Source organism: Yersinia alsatica, from assembly GCF_025133195.1.
GTDB classification, from domain to species: domain Bacteria; phylum Pseudomonadota; class Gammaproteobacteria; order Enterobacterales; family Enterobacteriaceae; genus Yersinia; species Yersinia alsatica.
The window spans coordinates 1036697-1059981 of the sequence record NZ_CP104006.1; the positions used below are offsets into that span (position 1 = coordinate 1036697).

A 23285-nucleotide genomic window follows, 5' to 3' on the forward strand; every position below is an offset into this window, starting at 1 on the left:
GCTGGTGGCGTAGATTATGTTGCTACGCCATCTGCCGGTGACTCGGTATCCACATTTGAGATAACTTGTTCGACGTCATCCAGCGTACCGATTTTGACTTCCCCGGTTCGGCACATTTTACTTTTGTCGATTAGCAAAATGGACTGGGTCGCGCGTTTCAGCAGCATGGTTTTGAATTCGGCATTAAACGGATTGGAATCCCACAGAATACCGTCGGTATCAATACCTTCACATGAGAAGATAAACAGGTCAATTTCGATAGTTTTCAGTAGTGAGAACAGGGCCGGGTTAACGTAGCATGCATATTTGCGTTGCAACAGGCCGCCAGCGCTGATCAACTCGATATTTTGATGTTTCGCCAGTTCCTGACAAATCCGCACACTGTTGGTAAATACCGTAATATCGATATCCGGCAGTTTTTTGGCTAAATACCAACAAGTGGAACTGGCATCCAGCGCAATCACCATCCCACTGTCAATCAATGATAAAGCATGAGCGGCAATACTGGCTTTACTGGAAAGGTGGCTTTTTAGGCGCTTGGTAAAAGGGTCGCCGCTATCTTTGGTGGCGCGTTTAATACTTTTGGCTCGCCCATGCTGGCGGATGATCAGCCCCTGAGCTTGCAGCTCATTGAGATCACGGCGAATAGTTTCCTGACTGACCGCCAGTAAGCTGGCCAGATCTGCCGTCGTCAGCGTTTCATGCTGCTTAATGTGTTGCAGGATTTCCTGGTGACGAGACGCTTTCATGATCCTCTCCGTCAGCAAAGCCATGTATCTCATGCCCGATTAATATCAGTACTGAATACATGGCTAAAGGGGTGAGGTTACGTGATAGTCACTTTAAAAAACAGGCGTCACCCCCTTCTTTAGCAGAATATTGCCGTATTTGGCAGTCTCTCCTGTGATGACGATCGCAAATGCTTGTTGGGCGCGTTGGTAAAACGCAAAACGGTCAATGCGCTCTATCGGCGGTGCTTTTTTAGCCCCAAACAGGGCGCGTAAATAACGTTTTTCAACCGCAGCATCAAGTGTATCGCCGTCAACGGCTGCCATCATCACCAGCGGTGGCGCGTAGCTGTCCAGCTCGAAGAGTGGAATGGTGGCCTCCAGTAATGCACTGACAGATAAGCCATCGGCATGAATCACTTGCGGCCCGCCATTTTTACCGATGGCATGGGCCGGAAAATGGGCATCTGAGAAGATAATTTCATCACCGTGCCCCATTTCTGCCAGTGTTTTGAGCAATTGTGGCGACAGCAACGGCGAGATAGTTTTAAGCATGACACTCTCCTTTCAAAGGCATGGCTTCAGTTACCGGGGGAGGGCAGTGAGTGAGCGCCTGATAAAGTGGCTGCTGGTCACCCGGCTGATAATATTGATAGCGGTAATTAACTTGTGCCCGAGCTTCTTCGGCACTGGCGTAGTAGCCTGTGGCGTGCCAGGCAAATAGTGCCGCGCCCAACACGGTTGTTTCGGCTTCATCAATGACTTTAACCGGCAGATTGAGCACGTCAGCTTTGATTTGATTCCACAGGGCATTGCGACTGCCGCCGCCAACCAGCAACAACTCCTTGGTGTGGAATTCGCCAATCCTTTCCAGCACCGCCAGATTATCTTTCAATTGCCAGGCCAGACCTTCTAACGCCGAGCGATAAAAGTGCCCACGTCCACTAGAGAGCGAAACCCCTTGCCAGCCGCCGGACAAATTGTGGCGCGTGTTGCCAAGCAAGTTGCAATCCATCCGTACCCCATCCGCACCCGGCGAGATAGCCTCGGCCTCGCTAATCATCCGCCGATAAACGTCGGCACAGGCAGCATCGTGCCAATACAGTTGCCGGACCCATTCCAAGACGCCGGAGGCTAACCACTGCAAACCGGGGTTGAATAAGCGCGGGCAGCTATCCAGCTCGCAAGTGGAACCGGCAAACTGGGGCAGCAGAGCGGTATTTACCTGTGGTGTACGCACCATCAGAATTTCCCAAGTGCCGGATGACAGCACCGGTTGGTCTAAATCAGCTCCAGAACCAAATAAAGCAAACTGGGTATCGTGACCGGCAGAAATCACCGGCAAACCTGCCGGTAGCCCCAAGCTCGCAGCGATATCCGGTAATAACTGACCGATGATGTCACCCGCAGCAACCATTGGCGGGAATAAATCGGCCTGAATACCTATCTTTTGCAGAATCGTAGGGCTGAATTGTTCCCGTTTTACATCCAGTAGCTGGCTGGTGCCCGCCATGGTGCGGTCAGTGGTGAATTCCCCAGTGAGGCGGTGGTTAATCAATGATGAAATAAATAACCAAGCATGGGCCTGCTCAACTAAATCTGGCCGGTTTTCCTGTAACCAAATCAGCTTATATAAGGTGTTAAAACTGAACTGACCAATGCCCGATATCTGCTGTAGTTTTTCGGCCGACATATAGCTGGCGATGTTTTCCATCACCGCAACGGTACGTGGGCACTTCCAACTGATAATCGGGTACAGCATCTTACCTTTGGCATCGACTAAAGCGCCATCCACGCCAAAGGTAGTCACTGTCACCGCGTGGATTTTATCTTGTTGAATTTGTGGCAGTAGCTGGCGGCAACACAGGGCAAAACTGTGCAAAATATCTTCCAGCGGCCACAACTGCCATTGTGGATTGGCCGGGTCGGGCTGGCTATGGTTGGGCAGCACCGCTTTGGCGACCACCACACCTTGAGGATCGACTGCAATCGCCCGGATATTGGTTGCGCCGCAATCTAAAACGATGACCACATCGCGCTTCATAAAGGCTCCTGTAACTACCATCTGGCAGCAAGGATGGTTATCTGACTCAGGCAAGAAGGAGCTCCTACCTGAGTCATGCCATCTAATAGGTTTAAAAATTACGGATTATTATTTTTTATATAATGGGCCGTAATTCTGGCAGGCACGGTAATCCTGCCCTTCGATATCCATGCCGTGTGCGCCCCAGGCGGTTGGCCGGTAGACACTCTCTTCCTCCACGTTGTGCATACAAACCGGAATACGCAGCATTGATGCCAGCGTAATGAGGTCTGCCCCCACATGGCCGATAGTCAGCACACCGTGGTTTGCTCCCCAGTTTGCCATCACTGAATAGACATCACTGAATGGGCCTTTACCGGTCAGCCGCGGTGAAAACCATGTAGTTGGCCAGCTTGAATCCGTGCGTTTATCCAGAGTGTCATGGACAGATTTTGGCAACTCAACACTCCAGCCTTCGGCAATTTGCAATACTGGCCCCACGCCCTTAATCAGGTTGATTCGGCTCATGGTAAATGGCACACCGCCGCGGGTCAGGAAACGAGAAGAGAAGCCGCCGCCCCGGAAATATTCATGGATCGCTGGGCACCATTCGGTTGCTGCCAGACAAGCATCGGCTTCTTGCTGGCTCACTTGCCAGTGCGGTTTGATGGTCGGTTTACCTTGAGCATCATTTTGGCGGCAAGTGCCATCCAGTGCGGCGGAGCCCGAGTTAATCAGGTGGATAATGCCGTGCTTGGCAACCCCCTCAAGCTGATGGCCAGTCACGCGCTGCACCGCTTCTGGTGACCAATAGGTGCGAACATCAGCAAAAATCTGCGCAGTTCCGGTCAGCGTATGGCCAAACAGCATAGCGACGCCATTTAAGCTGTCATTTTCGGTGGCGATAACCATTGGCTCGCGCACCCCATTCCAGTCGAATGAGCTGTTCAGCAGGGCTTCGGCGGTATCGCCGTTCGGGTATTGATCCGTCCAGTGGCGTTGCCCTTGAAAACCGGCGGCAATGGCGTTATAGCCCAATGCTTCTTCGCCAAAACCTTTAGCCGCCAGTGCCGGGTTGCCTTGCATCATGTCGCGGATACATATTGCCATTTGCAGACTTTCACGCAGTACCGCGCGGCTGCTTTCCGCAGTGCGGCGATACTGTTCGGCGTTTTTATCCGGCCCGAATTTGAAATTGTTATCGGCCCATGACAGCGCCAGTTCCAGCTCTTGCTCATCATAGATTTTTTGGTCAATACGGCGGCGCAGTTCGGTCATGTCCACCGCCTGCACTTTCATCCCTAACCAAGATTCGAAGAAGTTATGGTCAACAATGGAGCCTGCGATCCCCATTGATACGCCACCGAGCGAGAGGTAGCTTTTGCCTTTTAAGCTGGCGACGGCCAAGCCTGCACGGGTAAAACGCAGCAGTTTTTCCTGCACATCAGCAGGGATGCTGGTGTCATTGGCATCTTGCACGTCATGACCATAAATCGAGAAGGCAGGCAGCCCTTTCTGATTATGTGCCGCCAGTGCCGCCGCCAGATAAACGGCTCCTGGACGTTCGGTACCATTGAAGCCCCAAATGGCTTTCGGGCGGAATGGGTCCATATCAATGGTTTCGCTGCCGTAACACCAACAAGGCGTCACGGTGATAGTCAGCCCAATATTCTGTGCACTGAATTTATCATCACAAGCGGCAGACTCGGCCATACCTGCAATACAGGTGTCGGCAATAACGCACTCAACTGGCGTTCCACAAGGATGGCGTACTACTTCTTGCAGAAACTGTGCAGTGGCACGGGCCATTTTCATGGTTTGTTCTTCCAGTGATTCACGCACCCCCATTCTGCGACCATCGATAACTGGACGAATACCAATTTTAGGTAATTGAATTGTCTTTTTCATAATTATTCCTTATGTTCTATAGCAAAATTTAATTTATCAGTAACCCGCATAATTAATTTACGGGTGATGTTTTGAATTTGGCGAAAATAAAGATAATGGCGAAGCACAATGCCGGAATAAGTTCGGCTGTTGGTATATTCCCTGCTGCGTCACTGACCAGCCCCATAATCGGCGTGACAATACCGCCACCGACAATGGTCATAACAATAATTGACGCGCCATATTTAGTGTCTTGATTGAGATTCTTAATGCCTAAAGAAAATATGGTTGGATACTGTATCGACATAAACATACTGCATAGCGTCAGTGCTAATAGCCCAAAGTGCCCACCAAAGGCGGCAGAGATAATACATAGCAACATTGAAATAAATGCGTAAGCGGCTAACACTTTCTCTGGTGCGAAGCGAGTAATTAACCAAGTGCCACTGAAGCGACCAATGAAAAAACAAACCATAGTGGCAGTTAAATAATTCGCGGCGTATCCTGGAGTAACATTAGGTAATTCTTCAATGGCGTAGCGAATTAAATAACTCCAGCAAGCTGTTTGAGCACCGACATAACAGAATTGTGCTAATACTGCCCAACGCCAATGTGTTATTTTTAATAAACGCGGTAATGATGCAAAGAAAGAACCATTATGTGCGTCATCGGATTCACTTTTTATTGCCGGGAAGCGAGTGATAAGAATTAATAGCGCAACAAAGATAACCACAGCGACAATAATTAAATAAGGTAATTGTACCGCTTTGACCAAACTGTGATGGTAGCTGTTTAAGTCTTCAGCTGACAATTTATCTAATACTTCCTGTGTCTGGTGAGGGACATTGGAGAGAATTAAACTTTGCCCAAACACCACGGCAATGATGGCACCAAAGGAGTTAAATGTTTGTGCCAGGTTGATACGGAAGTGACCGGTTTTTTCAGGCCCGAGCACAGTAACGAAAGGGTTCGCCGCCGTTTCCAGGCAACCTAAACCCGCAGCGATAATGAATAAACCGATTAAAAACAAGGTGTAATTCATTGTCTCAGCGGCAGGCCAGAACAGAGCAGCCCCAAAGGCGTAGAACAGTAATCCGGTAATGATCCCCGCTTTATAACTGAATCTTTTCATCAGGATACCCGCAGGTATCGGGATTAAAAAATAGCCAAAGTAGAAAGAGGATTGAATCAGTCCGGCTTGAAAGTTGGTTAGGGTAAACGCCTGCTGAAATTGGGGTAATAAAATATCATTCAAGTTGTTTGCTACTGCCCAAAGGAAGAACAGTGAGCACAGCAATGCGAAAGGTATCAGATATCTTTTTTTATTTGCCGACTCGTCACTTACCGAGGCGGAAATTTTGCTGCTATCTGTTTGTATTAAAATATTTCCCATGATGCCCTCGTCAGATGTTGCACTTATTCTACTCGTCTTGAAATTCGTAATATTCGACGGAAGTCTTTTATTTAATGAATGACACTTTTATTTTATCTGGCGGCTATGAGTGCCGGAGTGAAAATTAAAATATCCTCATTGCGTTAAGTCCTGTTCTTTATAAGGTAAAAATCACTAAAAAGTATGAGCTGAATCACATTGATAACTCAATGCTGATATTTTGTGATGATAATCACTTTAAATAAAAACATTTCATGACCGTTTGAAATGAATTGTGTTTCAAACCCACAAGCATAATGACCGATATTTTTATTTCCGGCACAAACGGTCAATTCTTCATAAATAGACATATATTTTGTTTTGGAGACAGTGATTTGACCGTTTAATCATATTGTGTTTTCAAACGGACATTTTATAAAAATAAATAAAACTCAAATCACCATAAAGTGATCAATAGTCATGACGCTGATCACAGTTTTGTATGCTTGATTTTTTACTTCAATTAAATAAGAGAAAAATATCTCACATATTCACAATCGTTAACGTTCATTAGCCTATATCCATTATTTAATGAATTTTTATATTTAGGTATTTGTATCCTAAGAGAGGACAAAATGAAAAAAGAAGCATTGGCGCGCGACATTATTAATACTTGCCTGGAAATGACCCGCTTAGGGCTAAATCAGGGGACTGCTGGCAATGTTAGTGTGCGCTATCAAGAGGGCTTTTTGATCACGCCATCCGGTATTGCCTATGAAAAACTGACTGAGTCGCACATTGTTTATATTGATGCCGACGGCCATCATGAAGCCGGTAAAATCCCTTCCAGTGAGTGGCGCTTTCATCAGGCGGTTTATCAGACTCGACCAGATGCTAATGCGGTCGTCCATAACCACTCGGTTCATTGCACGGCGGTTTCGATTCTTAATCGGCCTATTCCTGCCATCCATTACATGATTGCCGCCGCGGGGGGCAATGATATTCCTTGCGCGCCTTACGCGACTTTTGGCACCAAAGCACTTTCCGAACATGTGGCTGTGGCGATGAAACACCGTAAGGCGACGTTATTGCAGCATCACGGCCTGATTGCGTGTGAAGAAAATCTGGCCAAAGCCCTGTGGTTAGCCCACGAAGTCGAGGTGTTAGCCACATTGCTGCTGGCTATCTTGCCGATTGTTGATGAGGTTCCGGTGTTATCCGTCGATGAAATCAGCGTGGTCTTGGAGAAATTCAAAACCTACGGTTTGCGGGTAGAAGAGTAAAACACAAGCAGCTGGATTAACACCTTGAGGAATCAATCATGAACAGAATGATTTTAAATGAAATGGCATGGTTTGGCCGGGGCTCACTGGATGCTTTGACCGATGAAGTGGCTCGGCGTGGCTATCAAAAAGCCTTGGTTGTGACAGACAAAATGTTGCTTGAATGTGGGGTGGCCACGCGCTTAATTAGCCGCCTGGAAAAGGCGGGTCTGGATTTTGCGATTTTTGATGCCGTCAAACCCAACCCGACCATCAGTATTGTGCAACAAGGGGTGGCTGCTTTTCGCCAAAGTGGGGCGGATTATCTGATAGCCCTTGGTGGCGGTTCACCGCAAGATACCTGTAAAGCCATTGGCATCATTATTAATAATCCTGAATTTGCCGATGTCCGCAGTCTGGAAGGGGTTGCTGATACCCGCAAACCTTGTGTGCCAATAATGGCTATCCCGACCACTGCCGGTACTGCGGCAGAAGTAACCATTAACTATGTGATTACTGATGAAGAACGGCGGCGCAAGTTTGTTTGTGTCGATCCCCACGCTATTCCGGCGGTGGCATTTATTGATGCTGACATGATGGACAGCATGCCAGCTGCACTTAAAGCGGCAACGGGCGTAGATGCTTTGACTCATGCCATCGAGGGGTATCTGACAAAAGGGGCTTGGGAACTCACCGATGCTTTGCACCTTAAAGCCATCGAAGTTATCAGCCGCTCATTGCGCGCCTCGGTAAAGGGCGATGCTGCTGCAACTGAAGATATGGCGCTTGGGCAGTATATTGCCGGTATGGGGTTCTCGAATGTGGGCCTTGGGCTAGTGCATGGTATGGCTCATCCGTTAGGGGCGTTTTATAACATGCCTCATGGCGTTGCTAATGCCATTTTACTGCCTTATATCATGCGCTATAACGCCGCTTATACCGGTGAGCGCTTCCGCCAAATTGCCATGGTGATGGGGTTGGATAATGCACAAACTTCGCCATTAGAGCAGGTACGCGAGCAAACTATTGAGGCGGTGATTGCTTTGAACCGCGATATTGGCATTCCATCTTCGTTGGGTGCCGTAGGGATGCAGGCCGATGATATTCCGGCGTTGGCCGCGGCAGCTTTTGCCGATGTTTGCACTGGAGGAAACCCGCGCGAGGCCTCAATTGATGAGATTATGGCGCTATACCATCAAGCCTGCTGAATAGAACGGCTATTCATCACAAATTCACCATAAAGCGGTGAGGAAATCCTAATCCTCATTGCTTTATTGATGCTGAGCAATTCCCGCACTACCCAAAAGAGGTAAAAATAGTATCAGCGGGACGGGTTATTAATTATCCTAATTATAAAATTTGCCGTAACTGGCCACTGGTCCTCATTAAGTACCCTCCCTCCCGCTTATTTACTCATTTTTTTGAATTAATCGGATGTCATCCTGACGGATGTTCTCCATTTTCTGGAATGCAACCAAGTGGGAATCTTATGAAAGAGACCAACGAATCCCGACTGTTAACCGCAGAAGTCACCCGCCGAAAACTGGTCCAAACGACACTGGTCGGCGGTCTTGCCGTCGCCACCGGTGCGTTTTCGCTGCCGTTCTCCCGTGCGGCTCGAGCTGTCCAATCTGCAATAAACCCGGCCAACGACGGCAAAGTGATATGGAGTGCTTGTACCGTTAACTGCGGTAGCCGCTGCCCATTACGTATGCATGTCGTTGATGGCGAAATTAAATACGTCGAAACCGACAACACTGGCGATGATAATTTCGACGGCCTGCATCAGGTACGTGCTTGTCTGCGAGGCCGTTCAATGCGCCGCCGGGTGTATAACCCAGACCGGTTAAAATATCCGATGAAGCGTGTTGGCGCGCGTGGGGAAGGTAAGTTCAAGCGCATCTCGTGGGAAGAAGCGTTTGATACTATCGCCGCCAGCATGCAGCACATTATTAAGGAATACGGTAACGAGGCCATCTATCTGAACTATGGCACCGGTACCTTGGGCGGCACAATAACTCGCTCTTGGCCACCGGGTTCAACCTTATTGGCGCGGTTGATGAATTGTTGTGGTGGTTATCTCAATCATTATGGCGACTACAGTACCGCACAGATCGCCGCAGGTTTGAATTACACCTATGGCGGCTGGGCTGATGGCAATAGCCCATCCGACATTGAAAACAGTAAGTTGGTGGTGCTGTTCGGTAACAACCCAGGCGAAACCCGGATGAGTGGCGGCGGCGTGACCTATTATCTGGAGCAGGCACGGGAGAAATCCAATGCCAAGATGATAGTGATTGACCCTCGCTATACTGATACCGCAGCAGGTCGTGAAGATGAATGGATCCCGCTACGGCCAGGAACCGATGCCGCGCTCGCCTCGGCGCTGGCTTATGTGATGATCACCGAGAATCTGGTGGATCAGCCATTCCTCGACAAATATTGCGTCGGTTATGACGAGAAAACCTTGCCGGAAGGCGCACCGAAAAATGGTCATTATAAAGCTTACATTTTAGGCCAAGGGGCAGATAAAACGGCCAAAACGCCACAGTGGGCGGAAGCCATTACCGGTATTCCAGCGGCAAAAATCATCAAACTGGGGCGCGAAATAGGCTCGGTCAAACCGGCTTATATTGCTCAAGGTTGGGGGCCGCAGCGCCATTCTAATGGTGAAAATACCAGTCGTGCCATTGCGATGCTGGCTATTCTGACAGGTAACGTCGGGATTAATGGCGGTAACTCAGGGGCTCGTGAAGGTTCCTATGATTTACCATTCGTCCGCATGCCGACCTTGGAAAACCCGGTTAAGACCAGTATTTCCATGTTTATGTGGACGGATGCCATTGAGCGTGGCCCGGAAATGACCGCGACTCGCGATGGTGTGCGTGGCAAAGATAAACTGGATGTGCCAATCAAGTTTATCTGGAACTACGCCAGCAACTGCCTGATTAATCAGCACGCTGAAATCAACCGCACCCATGAAATTCTGCAAGATGATAAGAAATGCGAAATGATTGTGGTCATCGATAACCACATGACGTCGTCGGCAAAATATGCCGATATTATCTTGCCAGACTGCACCGCTTCCGAGCAGATGGACTTCTGCCTTGATGCTTCTAGCGGCAACATGGCGTATGTCATCTTTGCCGATCAGGTGATCAAACCGCGCTTTGAATGCAAAAACATCTATGAGATGACCACTGAGCTGGCAAAACGCATGGGTGTTGAGCAGCAATTCACTGAGGGCCGCACTCAAGAAGGCTGGCTGCGCTACCTTTACCAGCAATCACAACAAGCCATTCCAGAGCTGCCTTCATTCGAGGAGTTCCGTCAGCAGGGTATCTTTAAAAAACGCGATCCTGAAGGCCACCATGTTGCCTATAAAGAGTTTCGCGCCGATCCCGAGGCAAATCCACTCAGCACGCCATCGGGCAAAATCGAGATTTACTCTGCCGAATTGGCGCAGATTGCTGCCACTTGGGAGCTACAACCGGACGATGTTATTGACCCACTGCCGGTCTATGCTGCTGGTTTTGAAAGCTTCGACGATCCTCTTAACCAGAAATATCCGCTGCAACTCACCGGATTCCATTACAAAGCCAGAACCCACTCAACTTACGGTAACGTCGATGTACTGAAAGCATCTTGTCGTCAGGAGATGTGGATTAACCCGATAGATGCCGGGCAACGCAATATCAAGAATGGCGATATGGTGCGGATATTCAATGGCCGTGGTGAGGTTCAGATTAACGCTAAAGTCACTCCGCGCATGATGCCGGGGGTTGTCGCACTGGGTGAGGGGGCGTGGTACAGCCCGGATGAAAAACGTATCGACCGAGCGGGCAGTATTAACGTATTGACCACTCAGCGACCGTCTCCGTTGGCGAAAGGGAATCCATCCCATACCAACCTCGTTCAAGTAACCAAGGCATAAGGAGCTAAATGATGACGCAATATGGTTTTTACATCGACTCCAGCCGTTGCACGGGTTGCAAAACTTGCGAGCTGGCTTGCAAGGATTTTAAAAACTTATCAACCGATGTCAGTTTCCGGCGCATTTATGAATATGCCGGTGGGGATTGGCAACAAGATAACGGCGCTTGGCACCAAAATGTGTTTGCTTACTATCTGTCTATCGCCTGCAACCACTGTAGTGATCCCGCCTGTACTAAGGTGTGTCCGAGTGGCGCAATGCATAAACGAGACGATGGCTTCGTGGTGGTAAACGAGGATATATGTATCGGTTGTCGCTACTGCCATATGGCTTGCCCGTATGGTGCGCCGCAATATGATGCCGAAAAAGGGCATATGACTAAGTGCGATGGTTGCTATGAGCGCGTGGCCGCAGGTAAAAAACCGATCTGTGTCGAATCCTGTCCATTGCGGGCGCTGGATATGGCTCCTATCGATGAACTGCGCGCGAAATACGGTGATTTAGCCGAAGTCGCGCCATTGCCGGCAGCACATTTCACGTTACCGAATATCGTCGTGAAACCTAATGCCAACAGCCGCCCGGTCAGAGATACCACCGGTCATCTGGCAAATCCGGAGGAGGTGTAATATGGGCATGGGATGGCATGAATGGCCACTAATGGTCTTTACGGTATTGGGGCAGTGTGTGGTCGGGGGCTTTATTGTCCTTGGGCTGGCACTGATTTTCGGTGGTTTGAATCGCGGACAGCAACAGCGGGTTCACCGCAGTATGTTTGTCTTGTGGGTGCTGATGGCGCTGGCTTTTATCGCCTCGACACTGCATTTGGGTTCGCCCATGCGCGCGTTCAACTCATTAAATAGAGTTGGGGAATCGGCACTGAGTAATGAGATCGCCGCCGGTTCGGCGTTTTTTGCGGTGGCTGGTTTTTACTGGTTACTGGCGGTATTGGACAAAATGCCCGCCATGCTTGGCAAAATCTGGCTGGTGATTGCCATGATCTTGGGCGTGGTATTTGTTTATGCCATGTGCATGGTTTATTCCATTAATACGGTGCCAACTTGGGATAATCTCTATACGCCGCTGGGCTTTGTATTGACGGTGTTTATCGGTGGCCCAATGTTAGGCTATCTACTGCTACAATTGGCTGATATCAATATGGATAAGGCTAATGGGCGCATGATGCTGCAATTGCCGATGATCAGTGTATTGGCGCTGATTATCAGTATTGCCAGTGTCATTATGCAGGCGGCGAGTTTGCCGACCATATATAGCTCAGTACAACAGGCTTCAGAGTTGATCCCCAATTACGGTACGCTGATGGTATGGCGGTTAGTGCTGCTGGTCTTGGGGCTAGGATGCTGGATTTGCCCATTAATTCGTGGTCGCACACCAATGACACTGGGGATGATCTTTGCCATGCTATTGATTATTGCCGGTGAATTGATTGGCCGCGGTGTATTTTATGGGCTGCATATGACGGTCGGTATGGCAGTCGGCGGGTAATTGCTCACTAAACGGCTACTGCGCCTTGCCATTCTGGGTTGGCGCAGTCGCTGGCTTCATCTGAAGCCAATATCATTCAGGATAATATTTAATGGTTGAAAACAATATTGCTTATCAACACATTGCGCTCACTGGCCGAGTGCTCGGCGCGCTGTTTTATTGTGAGCCAGATAGTCCGGCATGCAGTGATATTGTGGCGCAATTAAGTAGTGGTTCATGGCTAGCGCAATGGCCCTATGGGAGTGAAGAACAACTGGCCCCTATTGCCGCTTTACTGGCGCAGTCGGATGCACAGGAAACTCGGGAAGAGGCTTGGCAGCGGCTATTTATTGGCCCTTATGCCTTACCCGCCCCACCTTGGGGGTCAGTCTATCTGGATAAAGAAAATGTGCTGTTTGGCGATTCAACCCTAAAACTGCGCAACTGGATGGCCGAGCAGCAAGTGGAAGTCACACTGGATACGGAAGAGCCGGAAGATCAATTCGGTTTATTGCTGATGATGGTGGCCTGGCTGGCCGAAAATCAGCCTGAAAAGTTACCTGATTTACTGGTGGAACACTTGCTACCTTGGGCTTACCGCTATCTAGATTTACTGCAATCTGATGCCGGACATCCGTTTTATCAGGGGGTTGCCCAATTAGCGGCCTTAACGCTGACCCATTGGCAGCATGAATTGCAGGTGACACCGGCTGTGGTTAAGTTATATCGCTAGCGTCATCATTTAGTTATTTACTCAATAATAAGTGTCACTTTTTTACCAATATTGCTCGCCATGCAAATTAATGAATCAAGAGTGAATTTCTCCGCTTTTTGATTAACTACATCGGAAACTCTTGGGCGCGACACATGTAATAATGTGGCCGCGTCCACTTGCCGTATTCCCTCTGATTTTATCCAGCTTGCGATCGATGTCATCAGAGCCTTTTTCATCGCTAAAGCTTGTTCAATATCTGCATTTGATTCGGCCAATAGTTGAGTGGCCTTAGCATCAGAAAAGCCCAAGTCAGTAAAAATATTATCTTCAGCGGTAGTCATGTGACGTGATGCCGTATCAATTTTATCTGTCATTTTTTCTTCTCCGCTCATGAATAACTTCTTTGTAACGAGCCAATCAATTATTTTTCCAATCATTCATCACTCCTTGATGTATGTATAAAATTTTATACATTTCATTGGGGAGATCAATTCGTTTTTACAGTGGCTATCTTCAAGATAGTGATTGTTATGCTCGGTTTTATGGTCTTCCTCATCGACTAATTTGTGACCGGCTTCTACTTTCCTTGCTCTCATATTGGACAAGGCCAAGGGCGTTTGTATTATTAGATTGAATATAAATTTAATAGTGAATATATATTCAATGCGGAGAAAAATAATGAAAAATACCCTACTGAAATCCTGTCTTACCGCAGCATTGATCTCCATGGCGGGTGTTGCTGGCGCTGCCAGTAACGGCCTGATCGCCATTATCACCCCGTCCCACGATAACCCATTCTTTAAAGCTGAGGCTGAAGGCGCTAAGGCCAAAGCGACGGAACTGGGATACACCGTACTGGTTGCTTCTCATGATGATGATGTGAACAAACAGAACCAACTGCTGGAGACCGCCATCGCCCGTAAAGCCAAGGCGATCATTCTGGATAATGCCGGTTCTGATGCCACTATCGGGCCATTGAAAAAAGCCAAAGCGGCGGGGATCCCCACTTTCCTGATTGACCGTGAAATCAATGAAACCGGTATTGCAGTCTCGCAAATCGTCTCTAACAACTATCAGGGCGCACAACTGGGCGCAGAGAAATTCGTCGTACTGATGGGAGGCAAAGGCAAATATGTTGAATTGCTGGGCCGCGAGTCTGATACCAACGCCCATGTTCGTTCACAGGGTTACCACGACGTCATTGACGAACATAGCGACATGAAAATGGTCGCCCAACAGACTGCAAACTGGAGCCAGACTGAAGCTTTCAACCGGATGGAGTCCATTTTGCAGGCTAACCCAGATATCACTGGGGTGATTTCCGGTAACGACACCATGGCACTCGGCGCTGAAGCGGCATTAAAAGCCGCCGGGCGTAATGATGTGATTGTGGTTGGATTTGACGGCAGTGACTATGTTCGCGACTCCATCATCAATAAAGGCAATATCAAAGCCACCGTTCTCCAGCCGGGTTGGGCCCAAGCTCAGATGGCAGTGGTTCAAGCTGATAAATACCTGAAAACCGGTGCTACCGGTCAGGAAGAAAAACAGCTGATGGATTGTGTATTGATTGATGAAAACAATGCCAAGAACCTGAATGTCTTTGCGCTGAAAGAGTAAATCCTTGAATAAGATTCACTAGACGCGCGTTTAAAGGCAATGAGGGGCGTCACTGCCCCTCCTGACAGGAGGCAGTATGTGGTTCAGTGCCCTATCGAAAGCAGGCGGATTGTTGGTGATCAGCGCCGTGCTGGTGGCTTGCACCGTGGTGGATTTGGATGAAAACGGCAAGCCGATCCTGCCGGTTGATCCCAATGCGGTAGTCAGTGACTACAACCAACCACCGGACAAAGTCGCCGCCACCATTTGGGTGAGCAAAGTGATGCCATTCGCCAACAGTAATGCCGTCAGTTGGCAACAGGTTAAACAGCAGCAAAGTCAGCCAGTACCAGGAAAGAATAGCCAAAGTCGTTTTGTGCGTTTTAGTGGCAAAGTGGTGGCGGTAGAAACAGAAGGGCGGGAAGGGGTGATGAGAGTCGCAGTCGATGGTGATGAGCAAGTGCTGCAATTGGGGCCGATCGTCAAAGGCAATGCTATCCGTGACGCCTCAACCTTTATCCGCTTCGAGGATTTTAAGAACCAAGTGCAGTACGCCCAGCTCTCTAAGGCATTAAGTAAACGTGCGCTACAGGATGTAGCAAAACCTGATGCCAGTTGGGTCGGGCAACAAGTCGAGGTCTTGGCCGCCGTGACATTAACGCCGACCAGCCTGAGTAATGCGGTGCCACTCAGTTTGAATAAGGAGAGCCACTAATGGACCACAGACCTGACATCGTCATGCGCGCTGAGGACATTTCCATGCGTTTTCCTGGCACGTTGGCGTTAGATGCCGTCAGTTACAATGTTTATCGCGGCAAAGTGAATGTGATTATTGGTGAAAATGGTGCTGGAAAATCAACACTAATGAAGATTTTGGCCGGTGTGCAGCAGCAAACCTCTGGGCAAATCTATCTGAATCAGCAGCCGGTAACTATTACCAATACTCGCGAGGCAGCGGCGCTCGGTATCGGCATGGTGCATCAGGAGCTAAACCTGTCAGAAAATCTCAATGTCGCGGAAAATATTTTTCTGGGACGCGAGATCCAGCAAGGTTTGAAACCTATTAATCAGGCTGCGCAGGAGTTGATTGCAGAGCAACTGATGGCGCGCCTTGATCAGGCCATTTCACCGAAAGAGATGGTCTCAAATCTCAAAGTCGGTCAGCAGCAGTTGATTGAAATTGCCAAGGCATTGGCAGAACAGGCGGACATTCTGATTCTCGATGAGCCGACTTCAGCACTGAGCAAAACAGAAGTCGATATTCTGTTTCGGGTGATTCGTGAGCTGACTCGGCAAGGAGTCTCCATCGTCTACATTTCCCATCGGCTGGAAGAGTTGATGGCGATTGGTGACTACATCACCATCCTGCGTGATGGGCGTTTTCAAGCAGAAGCCGCGGTCAAAGACATTGATGTGCCGTGGATTGTGCGGGAAATGTTGGGCAGTGATCCGGTCTCTAGCTTCCTCCACCCCGACCGGACTTGCGGTGCACCAATGATGGAAGTGGATAACGTCACTTTAATCAACGAATCCGGTAATACCGTAGTGAATCAGGTTTCTCTGGCAGTTCGAGCGGGTGAAATCGTCGGTATTTATGGCTTGATGGGGGCGGGGCGCACCGAGTTGTTTGAATGTCTGCTGGGCACTCAGCAAAACTATCTCGGCACGATTCGGCTTAATGGTACGGCGATTAATGCCAAAACCTCGACGGCGGAGCGCATCCGTCTTGGCATGAGTCTGGTGCCGGAAGACCGTAAAAAAACCGGCATTTTCCCTGCTTCCTCGGTGGCTAACAATCTGACCATTGCCAGCTTATGGCGTCGGCTGAAACATCGCTTCGCCATCTGGCAGGAGAGTGAGTCACAGGTGGTGGCATCAGTTATTGGCGACTTGTCGATCAAAGTCTCTTCGCCGGAAGTGGAAATTCAGGCACTCAGTGGTGGCAATCAGCAAAAAGTGGTAATTGGCCGCTCATTGCTGACTAGCCCGAACATTTTACTGCTGGATGAGCCGACTCGGGGTATTGACGTCGGCGCAAAAGCTGATGTGTTTGAAATGATGGTGAAACTCTCTGAACAGGGAATTGGCATTCTATTTTCCACCTCAGATCTGAAAGAAATCATGGCGGTATCAGACCGCATTCTGGTGATGTCGAACGGCAAACTGACGGCGAATGTTTCTCGTCAGTTGGCCAGTGAATCGGCATTGGTTACGGCAAGCGCACAAGGGTTTGAATGATGAAAGCAACAACTGGCACTGCGTTGGCGAGTCACCAGCCCGGTGGAGCGTCGTGGTCACGGGAAAACATGCTGCTGCTTCTGCTAAAGATGCGCACTTTTATTGCCCTGTTCCTGATTCTTGGCTTCTTCTCGGTGATGGTTCCGGGGTTTCTGGCGACCGGTAGCCTGATCATTATGGTGAAGCATATCGCGATTAATGCTTTCCTCGCCTTAGGCATCACTTTTGTCATTATCACCGCTGGTATTGACCTGTCTATCGGGGCCACCTTGGGGCTGTGCGGCATGATTGCTGGCTGGATGATTACCCAAGGTATTGTTTTACCGATGTTTGGTATTGCCATCTTCCCAAGTGTTTGGGTGGTGGTGCCGGTGGTATTGGTTATCGGGGCGCTGATTGGTGCGGTCAATGGCTGGATAATTACCCGCTATAACGTCGCGCCTTTCATCTGCACCCTCGGCACCATGTATGTGGTGCGCGGCGCGGCAATGCTGATTTCCGGTGGTGAGACTTTCCCTGGCTTACAAGGGAATCCGCAACTGGGGAATACCGGCTTTGATCTGTTGGGCTCAGGCACGCTGCTAGGCTTGCCGATTGCTATCTGGATCATGTTCATTCTGGCGTTAGTCATTGCCTATGTTGCACGCCGCCTGCCTTTTGGTCGCCATGTCTATGCCATCGGTGATAACGAACGCGCTGCCGAACTTTCTGGCGTTAAAGTGCGGCAGGTCAAAGTGTGGGTGTACACCATATCCGGCTTCTGTGCGGCGATTGCCGGGATCATTGTTTCTGCTCAATTGGTGGCGAGCCATCCGGCAAATGGCAGTGGCTTTGAGATGAATGCCATTGCCGCCGTGGTACTCGGCGGGACTTCGCTGGCCGGAGGCCGCGGTACCATTCTGGGAACACTGATAGGTGCATTTGTTATCGGCATTCTGGCTGATGGGTTGGTCATGATGGGGGTCAGCGAATTTTGGCAAATGGTTATCAAAGGGATCGTGATTATTGTGGCCGTCATTATCGACCAGATGCAAAACCGGATGCAGCACAAGGCCGCCATCGTCTCACAAAAGTCTGGCGTGGTGGCGCAAGTCGGCAAGAGCGAGCAAGCATAAAACGCCGATAACGGCGACAGGAGCAGTCATCGCCTCCTGACCACAGAACACGAAAGATGTCATGCCGGAGGACAACTTCCGGACAGGCTTGATGAAAGCTATTTTTTAGCGCCATCAGGAATAAATATTCCAAAGTGAGTAAAAATTCACTGACGGATGAAAATTAAAGAGAGGTAATGTCATGAATCCGTATTCACTGTCAGTCGATGAGCTGGTGAAAAAGGCACGGGCTATCCGTCGCCGGATCGTCCTGCTCAATGCGAACAGCCCTGCTGGGGGGCACACCGGTGCTGATCTTTCGCAAGTAGAGATTCTGACTGCACTCTATTTCCGCATCCTTAATTGTGCTCCCGATCGGCTTACCGATCCTGAGCGCGATATCTATGTGCAATCGAAGGGCCATGCCGTGGGTGGCTATTACTGCTGTCTGGCGGAGGCGGGTTATTTCCCTGAAGAATGGTTGGCAACTTACCAGCACGCCAACTCACATCTGCCGGGCCATCCGGTCAAACATAAAACGCCAGGAATTGAATTAAATACTGGCGCTTTGGGTCACGGCTTACCTGTCGCGGTGGGGATCGCATTGGCGGCAAAACGCGCGAATAGCCAGCGGCGGGTATTTGTTTTAACCGGTGATGGTGAGTTGGCTGAAGGTAGTAATTGGGAAGCCGCGTTAGTGGCCGCTCACTATCAGCTAGATAACCTCATCATCATTAACGACAAAAATAAACTCCAGCTGGCAGGCACCACCAAATCGATTATGAATACCGATCCGCTGGCAGATAAATGGCAGGCATTCGGTCTGCAAGTTACGGAATGTCAGGGTAATAACATGCAATCGGTGGTGGAAACTCTCGAAGCTTTACAACCGAAAGGTAAGCCCCATGTGGTGATTGCCAACACCGAAAAAGGTGCCGGAATCTCCTTTATTCAAGGGCGCGTGGAGTGGCATCACCGGGTGCCGAAAGGCGCTGAAATTGATCTGGCACTGGAGGAATTGAGCGATGAGTAATGCAGAACATTTGGCCGCAGTGATGGTCGAGCAGTTTATTAAAGCCGTCGACAGCGGCGTGGATCTGGTGCCTGTGGTGGCTGACTCAACCTCGACAGCGAAAATCGGGCCTTTTATGGCGCGTTTCCCTGACCGGGTGGTTAACGTCGGTATTGCCGAGCAAGCCATGGTGGGCACCGCTGTGGGGTTATCCATGGGGGGCAAAGTGGCGGTGACCTGCAATGCTGCGCCATTCCTGATTTCCCGCTCCAATGAGCAGCTTAAAATTGATGTTTGCTATAACAACAGCAATGTAAAACTGTTTGGCCTTAACTCAGGTGCCAGCTATGGGCCGCTGGCGAGCACTCATCACTGTATTGATGATATCGCTATCTTACGTGGTTTTGGCAATATTGAAATTTATGCGCCATCTGACCCACAAGAGTGCCGCCAGATAATCGATTATGCCCTCCAGCATGTTGGGCCGGTCTATATCCGTCTGGACGGCAAATCATTGCCGCCACTGCATGATGAACACTACCAGTTCACCCCCGGCCAAATTGATGTTTTGCAACAAGGTCAGGATATTACTCTGGTAGCTATGGGTTCTACAGTGCATGAGGCTGTTAGTGCGGCAGCCATGCTGGCAGACAACAATGTTTCTGCTGCGGTGGTCAATGTTTCTTCTATTCGCCCGTGTGATACTCAGCAACTGTTAGCTATCCTCCAAAACAGCCAGCGGGTGATTACCATCGAAGAGCACAATATTAATGGTGGAGTGGGCAGTCTGGTGGCTGAGGTGTTGGCCGAAGCGGGGAGCGGCATTCCCTTGGTTAGATTGGGAATTCCAGACGGAAGTTATGCCATTGCTGCCGATAGGGCGGATATGCGTGCCTATCATGGTTTTGATGCAGCAGGCATTGTGGCTCGCGCTTTGCGGTTTTGCCGGGGGGAGTAACTATGCCGCTGAGTAGAAAGACAGAATCGCCGAGCCGACAAGCGATGCCGATTATTTTAGCGATTGATGAAGGCACCACTAATGCTAAGGCCATAGCGGTCGACACGGCTGGGCAGATTCGGGCCAAAGCTGCGGTTCCCTTATTGCTAGAGCACCCGCGTCCCGGCTGGGCAGAGCAGGACCCACTGGCTATCTGGCAAGCGGTTTCGTTGGCCATTGAAGGCTGCCTGAGCCAACTGGCTGGCGCCAGAATTGCGGGTGTCGCAATCAGTAACCAGCGCGAATCAGTGCTTATTTGGGAGCGCGAAACCGGGAAGCCACTCACCCCAGTGGTGAGCTGGCAGTGTCGGCGCTCAGAGGTTTTCTGTCAGGCACTGAGCCAGTTACCCGAAGCGGCAATGGTCGCGGAGCGCACTGGGTTACAGATTGACCCTTTGTTCCCGGCAGCCAAGGTCCATGGCATGCTGGCGGACATCCCACAAGGTGTGGAGCGTGCAGCCCACGGCGAGCTCTGTGTTGGCACCATCGATTGTTGGCTGACCTGGCAACTCAGTGGCGGGCAAAGTTTCTCTACCGACTTTTCCAATGCCGCCCGTACTCAACTATTTAATATCCATTCAGGCCAGTGGGACCCTGACCTGTTGGCGTTATTTGGCATCCCCAGCCTCTGTTTACCCGCGGTTTTACCCTCAGCGGCTATCCACGGACATACCGGAAATACTGGCATTATCGGTCTGAGCCAAGGTGTGCCGATAGTGGCACAAATTGGTGATTCACATGCCGCGCTCTATGGGCAGGGCGGTGACCGCGCCGGTGAAATCAAAGCCACTTATGGTACCGGCTCCTCTCTGATGACCACCGTGAAACAACCCAGCGCGCAGAGCAATGGGCTGAGCACCACCATTGCCTGGCATGATGGCGAGTTGCGTTATGCCCTCGAAGGCAATATCACCCATACCGGCTCTGGGGTAGCGTGGGTTTCGCGCATGTTGGGGATCACTGACTTAGCGCTTCTGACCGAAATGGCACAAAGCCAATCGGGTAATCAAGGGGTCTATTTTGTCCCGGCATTATCAGGACTGGGCGCACCTTATTGGGACAGTCAGGCGCGCGGTCTGTTTTGTGGTCTGACCGATGCCACCACCCCGGCAGTATTGGCCCGCGCCGGGTTGGAGTCTGTCGCCTACCAAATCGCGGATGTCTTTTTTGCCATGGAACAAGCCGGTCATCACCGCCTCGAACAGTTACGTGTTGATGGCGGCGCTACCAGCAACCGCTGGCTGATGCAGTTTCAGGCCGATTTACTTCAGCGCACCTTGATACGCAACCACACCGCAGAAGTGTCAGCACTGGGGGCGGCTTATTTAGGCGGGAAAACCCTTGGCTGGTGGCAGGATAGCCAGCAACTGGCGGCCCTCCCCCGTGAAGTGGAATACATCGAACCGCGCGCTCAAAGCGCGGAGATGCAAGATAACTATTGCCTCTGGCAATCGGCCATCGCGCGCGCGCGTTTCCAGCCGAAATAACCCACACTAGGAGTATGCATATGTCAGCAATACCTCGTAAGTTAACTTTTGCGGTGATTATCGGCAACCGGGGGTTCTTCCCAAGCTATCTCGTGGCAGACGCGCGCCGTGATGCACAGGCACTGTTCGATCGCCTGGGAATTAACACTATTATGCTCAATGAGGAGCAGACCCCATTGGGTGGGGTAGAAAACTGGCGCGATGCTAAAGTGTGTGCCGAGTTATTCCGTAAGCACAGCGAAGAGATCCACGGCGTGGTGGTCATTCTGCCCAATTTTGGTGACGAGAAAAGTGTCTCTGATGCCATCCGTCTCTCTGGCCTTAAAGTGCCGGTGTTGGTACAAGCAGAAGAAGATGCATTGGATAAAATGGGGCTGGCGACACGTCGTGACAGCTTCTGCGGCAAAATATCACTGTGCAATAACCTGCGCCAATACGGCATTCCATTCACATTGACGAAGCAGCATGTTTGTAGCTTAAACAGTGAAATCTTTAGCCGTGATGTCGAACAGTTTGTGCAGCTATGCCGCGTGGTTCATGCCATGAAACGGGTGCGGGTTGGCGCTATCGGTGCCCGTCCGACTAACTTCAATACTGTACGTTACAGTGAGAAGCTATTGGAGAATTTGGGGATCACGGTTGAAACCCTCGATTTATCCGAGGTGTTTTTCCGGGTTGCCAATCTCAGTGATAACGACATCCGGGTCGGTGAAAAACTGGCACTGTTAAAAGCCAATGGCGATACCAGCGCTATCCCACAAGATAAATTGCACAAAATGGCAAAATTGTTTGTGGTTATCAGTGAATGGATTATTGCCAATGATATTGATACTACGGCCATGCAGTGCTGGACCTCATTGCAACAGAATCTGGGCATTAACGTCTGTTCCATCATGAGTGTGATGTCAGGGCAATTGATGCCAAGTGCCTGCGAAGTGGATGTCATGGGGGCATTGTCGATGTATGCGCTGGCGAGTTGCTCTCTGGCTCCCGCCTCTATTGCTGACTGGAACAATAACTTTGGCGCTGAGCGTGATAAATGCGTACTATTCCATTGCGGTAACTTTGCCAGTGAAAGTCTGGAAAGTTCAACCATGGGTACCGCTGATATTATCGGCACAACCGTGGGCTGTGAGAATACATGCGGTGCCGTTCATGGTCGGATGAAGTCCGGGCCTTTGACCTATTTCCGGCTATCTTCCGATGATTTTACCGGCCAGGTACGGGCTTATGTTGGCGAGGGGCGCTCTGTGAGTGACGAATTAGACACCGTGGGGTGCCGTGCGGTGGTTGAAGTGCCACAGTTGGAAAGTTTACTGACCCATATCTGCAATAATGGTTTCGAGCACCATGTGGCGATGAACCATTCAGCAACAGCTCAAGTGCTGCAAGAAGCATTCAGTAAATATCTGGGTGTTGATTGCTACTGGCATGCAAAGTAAGACCGTTCGCGTT

Annotated in this window: 20 protein-coding genes; 14 read left to right on the forward strand and 6 right to left on the reverse strand. The window is 50.0% G+C overall.

Going from position 1 to position 23285, the window contains the following annotated elements; genetic code table 11:
- Window positions 1–14: 14 nt before the first annotated feature.
- From fucR to fucP, 5 genes are all read right to left on the reverse strand, one after another.
- Complete coding sequence (gene fucR / locus N0H69_RS04510) at window positions 15–749, reverse strand: L-fucose operon activator (RefSeq protein WP_050106404.1); 735 nt, start codon at window positions 747–749, stop codon at window positions 15–17.
- Window positions 750–842: 93 nt separating this feature from the next.
- Window positions 843–1283: an L-fucose mutarotase gene (gene fucU, locus N0H69_RS04515; protein WP_050106403.1), complete on the reverse strand. Its 441-nt coding sequence runs from the start codon at window positions 1281–1283 to the stop codon at window positions 843–845.
- Entirely contained in the window at window positions 1276–2772 is a 1497-nt protein-coding gene (gene fucK, locus N0H69_RS04520) for an L-fuculokinase (protein WP_050121440.1), read from the reverse strand. The genes fucU and fucK overlap by 8 nt, the downstream gene beginning before the upstream one ends.
- A gap of 108 nt (window positions 2773–2880) precedes the next feature.
- On the reverse strand, window positions 2881–4659 hold the full coding sequence (gene fucI, locus N0H69_RS04525; protein WP_050150184.1) for an L-fucose isomerase: 1779 nt from the start codon (window positions 4657–4659) through the stop codon (window positions 2881–2883).
- 52 nt (window positions 4660–4711) lie between these two features.
- A complete protein-coding gene (gene fucP / locus N0H69_RS04530; RefSeq protein ID WP_050133100.1) occupies window positions 4712–6031 on the reverse strand; it encodes an L-fucose:H+ symporter permease in 1320 nt (439 codons plus the stop codon).
- A gap of 614 nt (window positions 6032–6645) precedes the next feature.
- Between fucP and N0H69_RS04535 the strand changes: the two genes are divergently transcribed.
- The 6 genes from N0H69_RS04535 to dmsD all read left to right on the forward strand — a co-directional run bounded on the left by N0H69_RS04535 (window position 6646) and on the right by dmsD (window position 13421).
- Window positions 6646–7293, forward strand: a complete 648-nt coding sequence (locus N0H69_RS04535; RefSeq protein ID WP_050106399.1) for an L-fuculose-phosphate aldolase — start codon at window positions 6646–6648, stop codon at window positions 7291–7293.
- Window positions 7294–7328: 35 nt separating this feature from the next.
- Window positions 7329–8480 carry a lactaldehyde reductase gene (fucO, locus tag N0H69_RS04540; RefSeq protein ID WP_050150183.1) on the forward strand — a complete coding sequence of 384 codons (1152 nt, stop codon included), beginning with the start codon at window positions 7329–7331 and terminating at the stop codon, window positions 8478–8480.
- A 281-nt stretch (window positions 8481–8761) separates the two neighbouring features.
- The gene (gene dmsA, locus N0H69_RS04545) at window positions 8762–11206 is read left to right on the forward strand and encodes a dimethylsulfoxide reductase subunit A (RefSeq protein ID WP_050106397.1); all 2445 of its coding nucleotides are present in this window, start codon (window positions 8762–8764) and stop codon (window positions 11204–11206) included.
- A gap of 8 nt (window positions 11207–11214) precedes the next feature.
- A complete protein-coding gene (locus N0H69_RS04550) occupies window positions 11215–11832 on the forward strand; it encodes a DMSO/selenate family reductase complex B subunit (protein WP_050106396.1) in 618 nt (205 codons plus the stop codon).
- Between the two features lies 1 nt (window position 11833).
- Complete coding sequence (locus tag N0H69_RS04555; RefSeq protein ID WP_050121436.1) at window positions 11834–12709, forward strand: dimethyl sulfoxide reductase anchor subunit family protein; 876 nt, start codon at window positions 11834–11836, stop codon at window positions 12707–12709.
- A gap of 91 nt (window positions 12710–12800) precedes the next feature.
- Complete coding sequence (dmsD, locus tag N0H69_RS04560) at window positions 12801–13421, forward strand: Tat proofreading chaperone DmsD (protein ID WP_050150182.1); 621 nt, start codon at window positions 12801–12803, stop codon at window positions 13419–13421.
- A gap of 17 nt (window positions 13422–13438) precedes the next feature.
- Here dmsD and N0H69_RS04565 read toward each other — a convergent pair whose 3' ends face one another.
- A complete protein-coding gene (locus N0H69_RS04565; RefSeq protein WP_050106615.1) occupies window positions 13439–13777 on the reverse strand; it encodes a helix-turn-helix domain-containing protein in 339 nt (112 codons plus the stop codon).
- Window positions 13778–14081: 304 nt separating this feature from the next.
- Between N0H69_RS04565 and N0H69_RS04570 the strand changes: the two genes are divergently transcribed.
- The 8 genes from N0H69_RS04570 (at window position 14082) to N0H69_RS04605 (ending at window position 23272) form a co-directional block, all read left to right on the forward strand.
- Window positions 14082–15023, forward strand: a complete 942-nt coding sequence (locus N0H69_RS04570; RefSeq protein ID WP_025379354.1) for a D-ribose ABC transporter substrate-binding protein — start codon at window positions 14082–14084, stop codon at window positions 15021–15023.
- Window positions 15024–15099: 76 nt separating this feature from the next.
- Complete coding sequence (locus tag N0H69_RS04575; protein ID WP_050106393.1) at window positions 15100–15717, forward strand: DUF2291 family protein; 618 nt, start codon at window positions 15100–15102, stop codon at window positions 15715–15717.
- Window positions 15717–17240, forward strand: a complete 1524-nt coding sequence (locus tag N0H69_RS04580) for a sugar ABC transporter ATP-binding protein (RefSeq protein WP_050106392.1) — start codon at window positions 15717–15719, stop codon at window positions 17238–17240. Before N0H69_RS04575 ends, N0H69_RS04580 begins: the two co-directional genes overlap by 1 nt.
- On the forward strand, window positions 17240–18355 hold the full coding sequence (locus N0H69_RS04585) for an ABC transporter permease (protein WP_050106391.1): 1116 nt from the start codon (window positions 17240–17242) through the stop codon (window positions 18353–18355). The genes N0H69_RS04580 and N0H69_RS04585 overlap by 1 nt, the downstream gene beginning before the upstream one ends.
- 181 nt (window positions 18356–18536) lie before the next feature.
- The gene (locus tag N0H69_RS04590; RefSeq protein WP_050106390.1) at window positions 18537–19367 is read left to right on the forward strand and encodes a transketolase; all 831 of its coding nucleotides are present in this window, start codon (window positions 18537–18539) and stop codon (window positions 19365–19367) included.
- Window positions 19360–20304, forward strand: coding sequence for a transketolase family protein (locus N0H69_RS04595; RefSeq protein ID WP_050150181.1), 945 nt, complete (start codon window positions 19360–19362; stop codon window positions 20302–20304). Before N0H69_RS04590 ends, N0H69_RS04595 begins: the two co-directional genes overlap by 8 nt.
- Before the next feature lie 44 nt (window positions 20305–20348).
- Complete coding sequence (locus tag N0H69_RS04600) at window positions 20349–21830, forward strand: FGGY family carbohydrate kinase (protein ID WP_072077406.1); 1482 nt, start codon at window positions 20349–20351, stop codon at window positions 21828–21830.
- Window positions 21831–21850: 20 nt separating this feature from the next.
- The gene (locus N0H69_RS04605) at window positions 21851–23272 is read left to right on the forward strand and encodes an L-fucose/L-arabinose isomerase family protein (RefSeq protein ID WP_050100194.1); all 1422 of its coding nucleotides are present in this window, start codon (window positions 21851–21853) and stop codon (window positions 23270–23272) included.
- Window positions 23273–23285 lie beyond the last annotated feature (13 nt).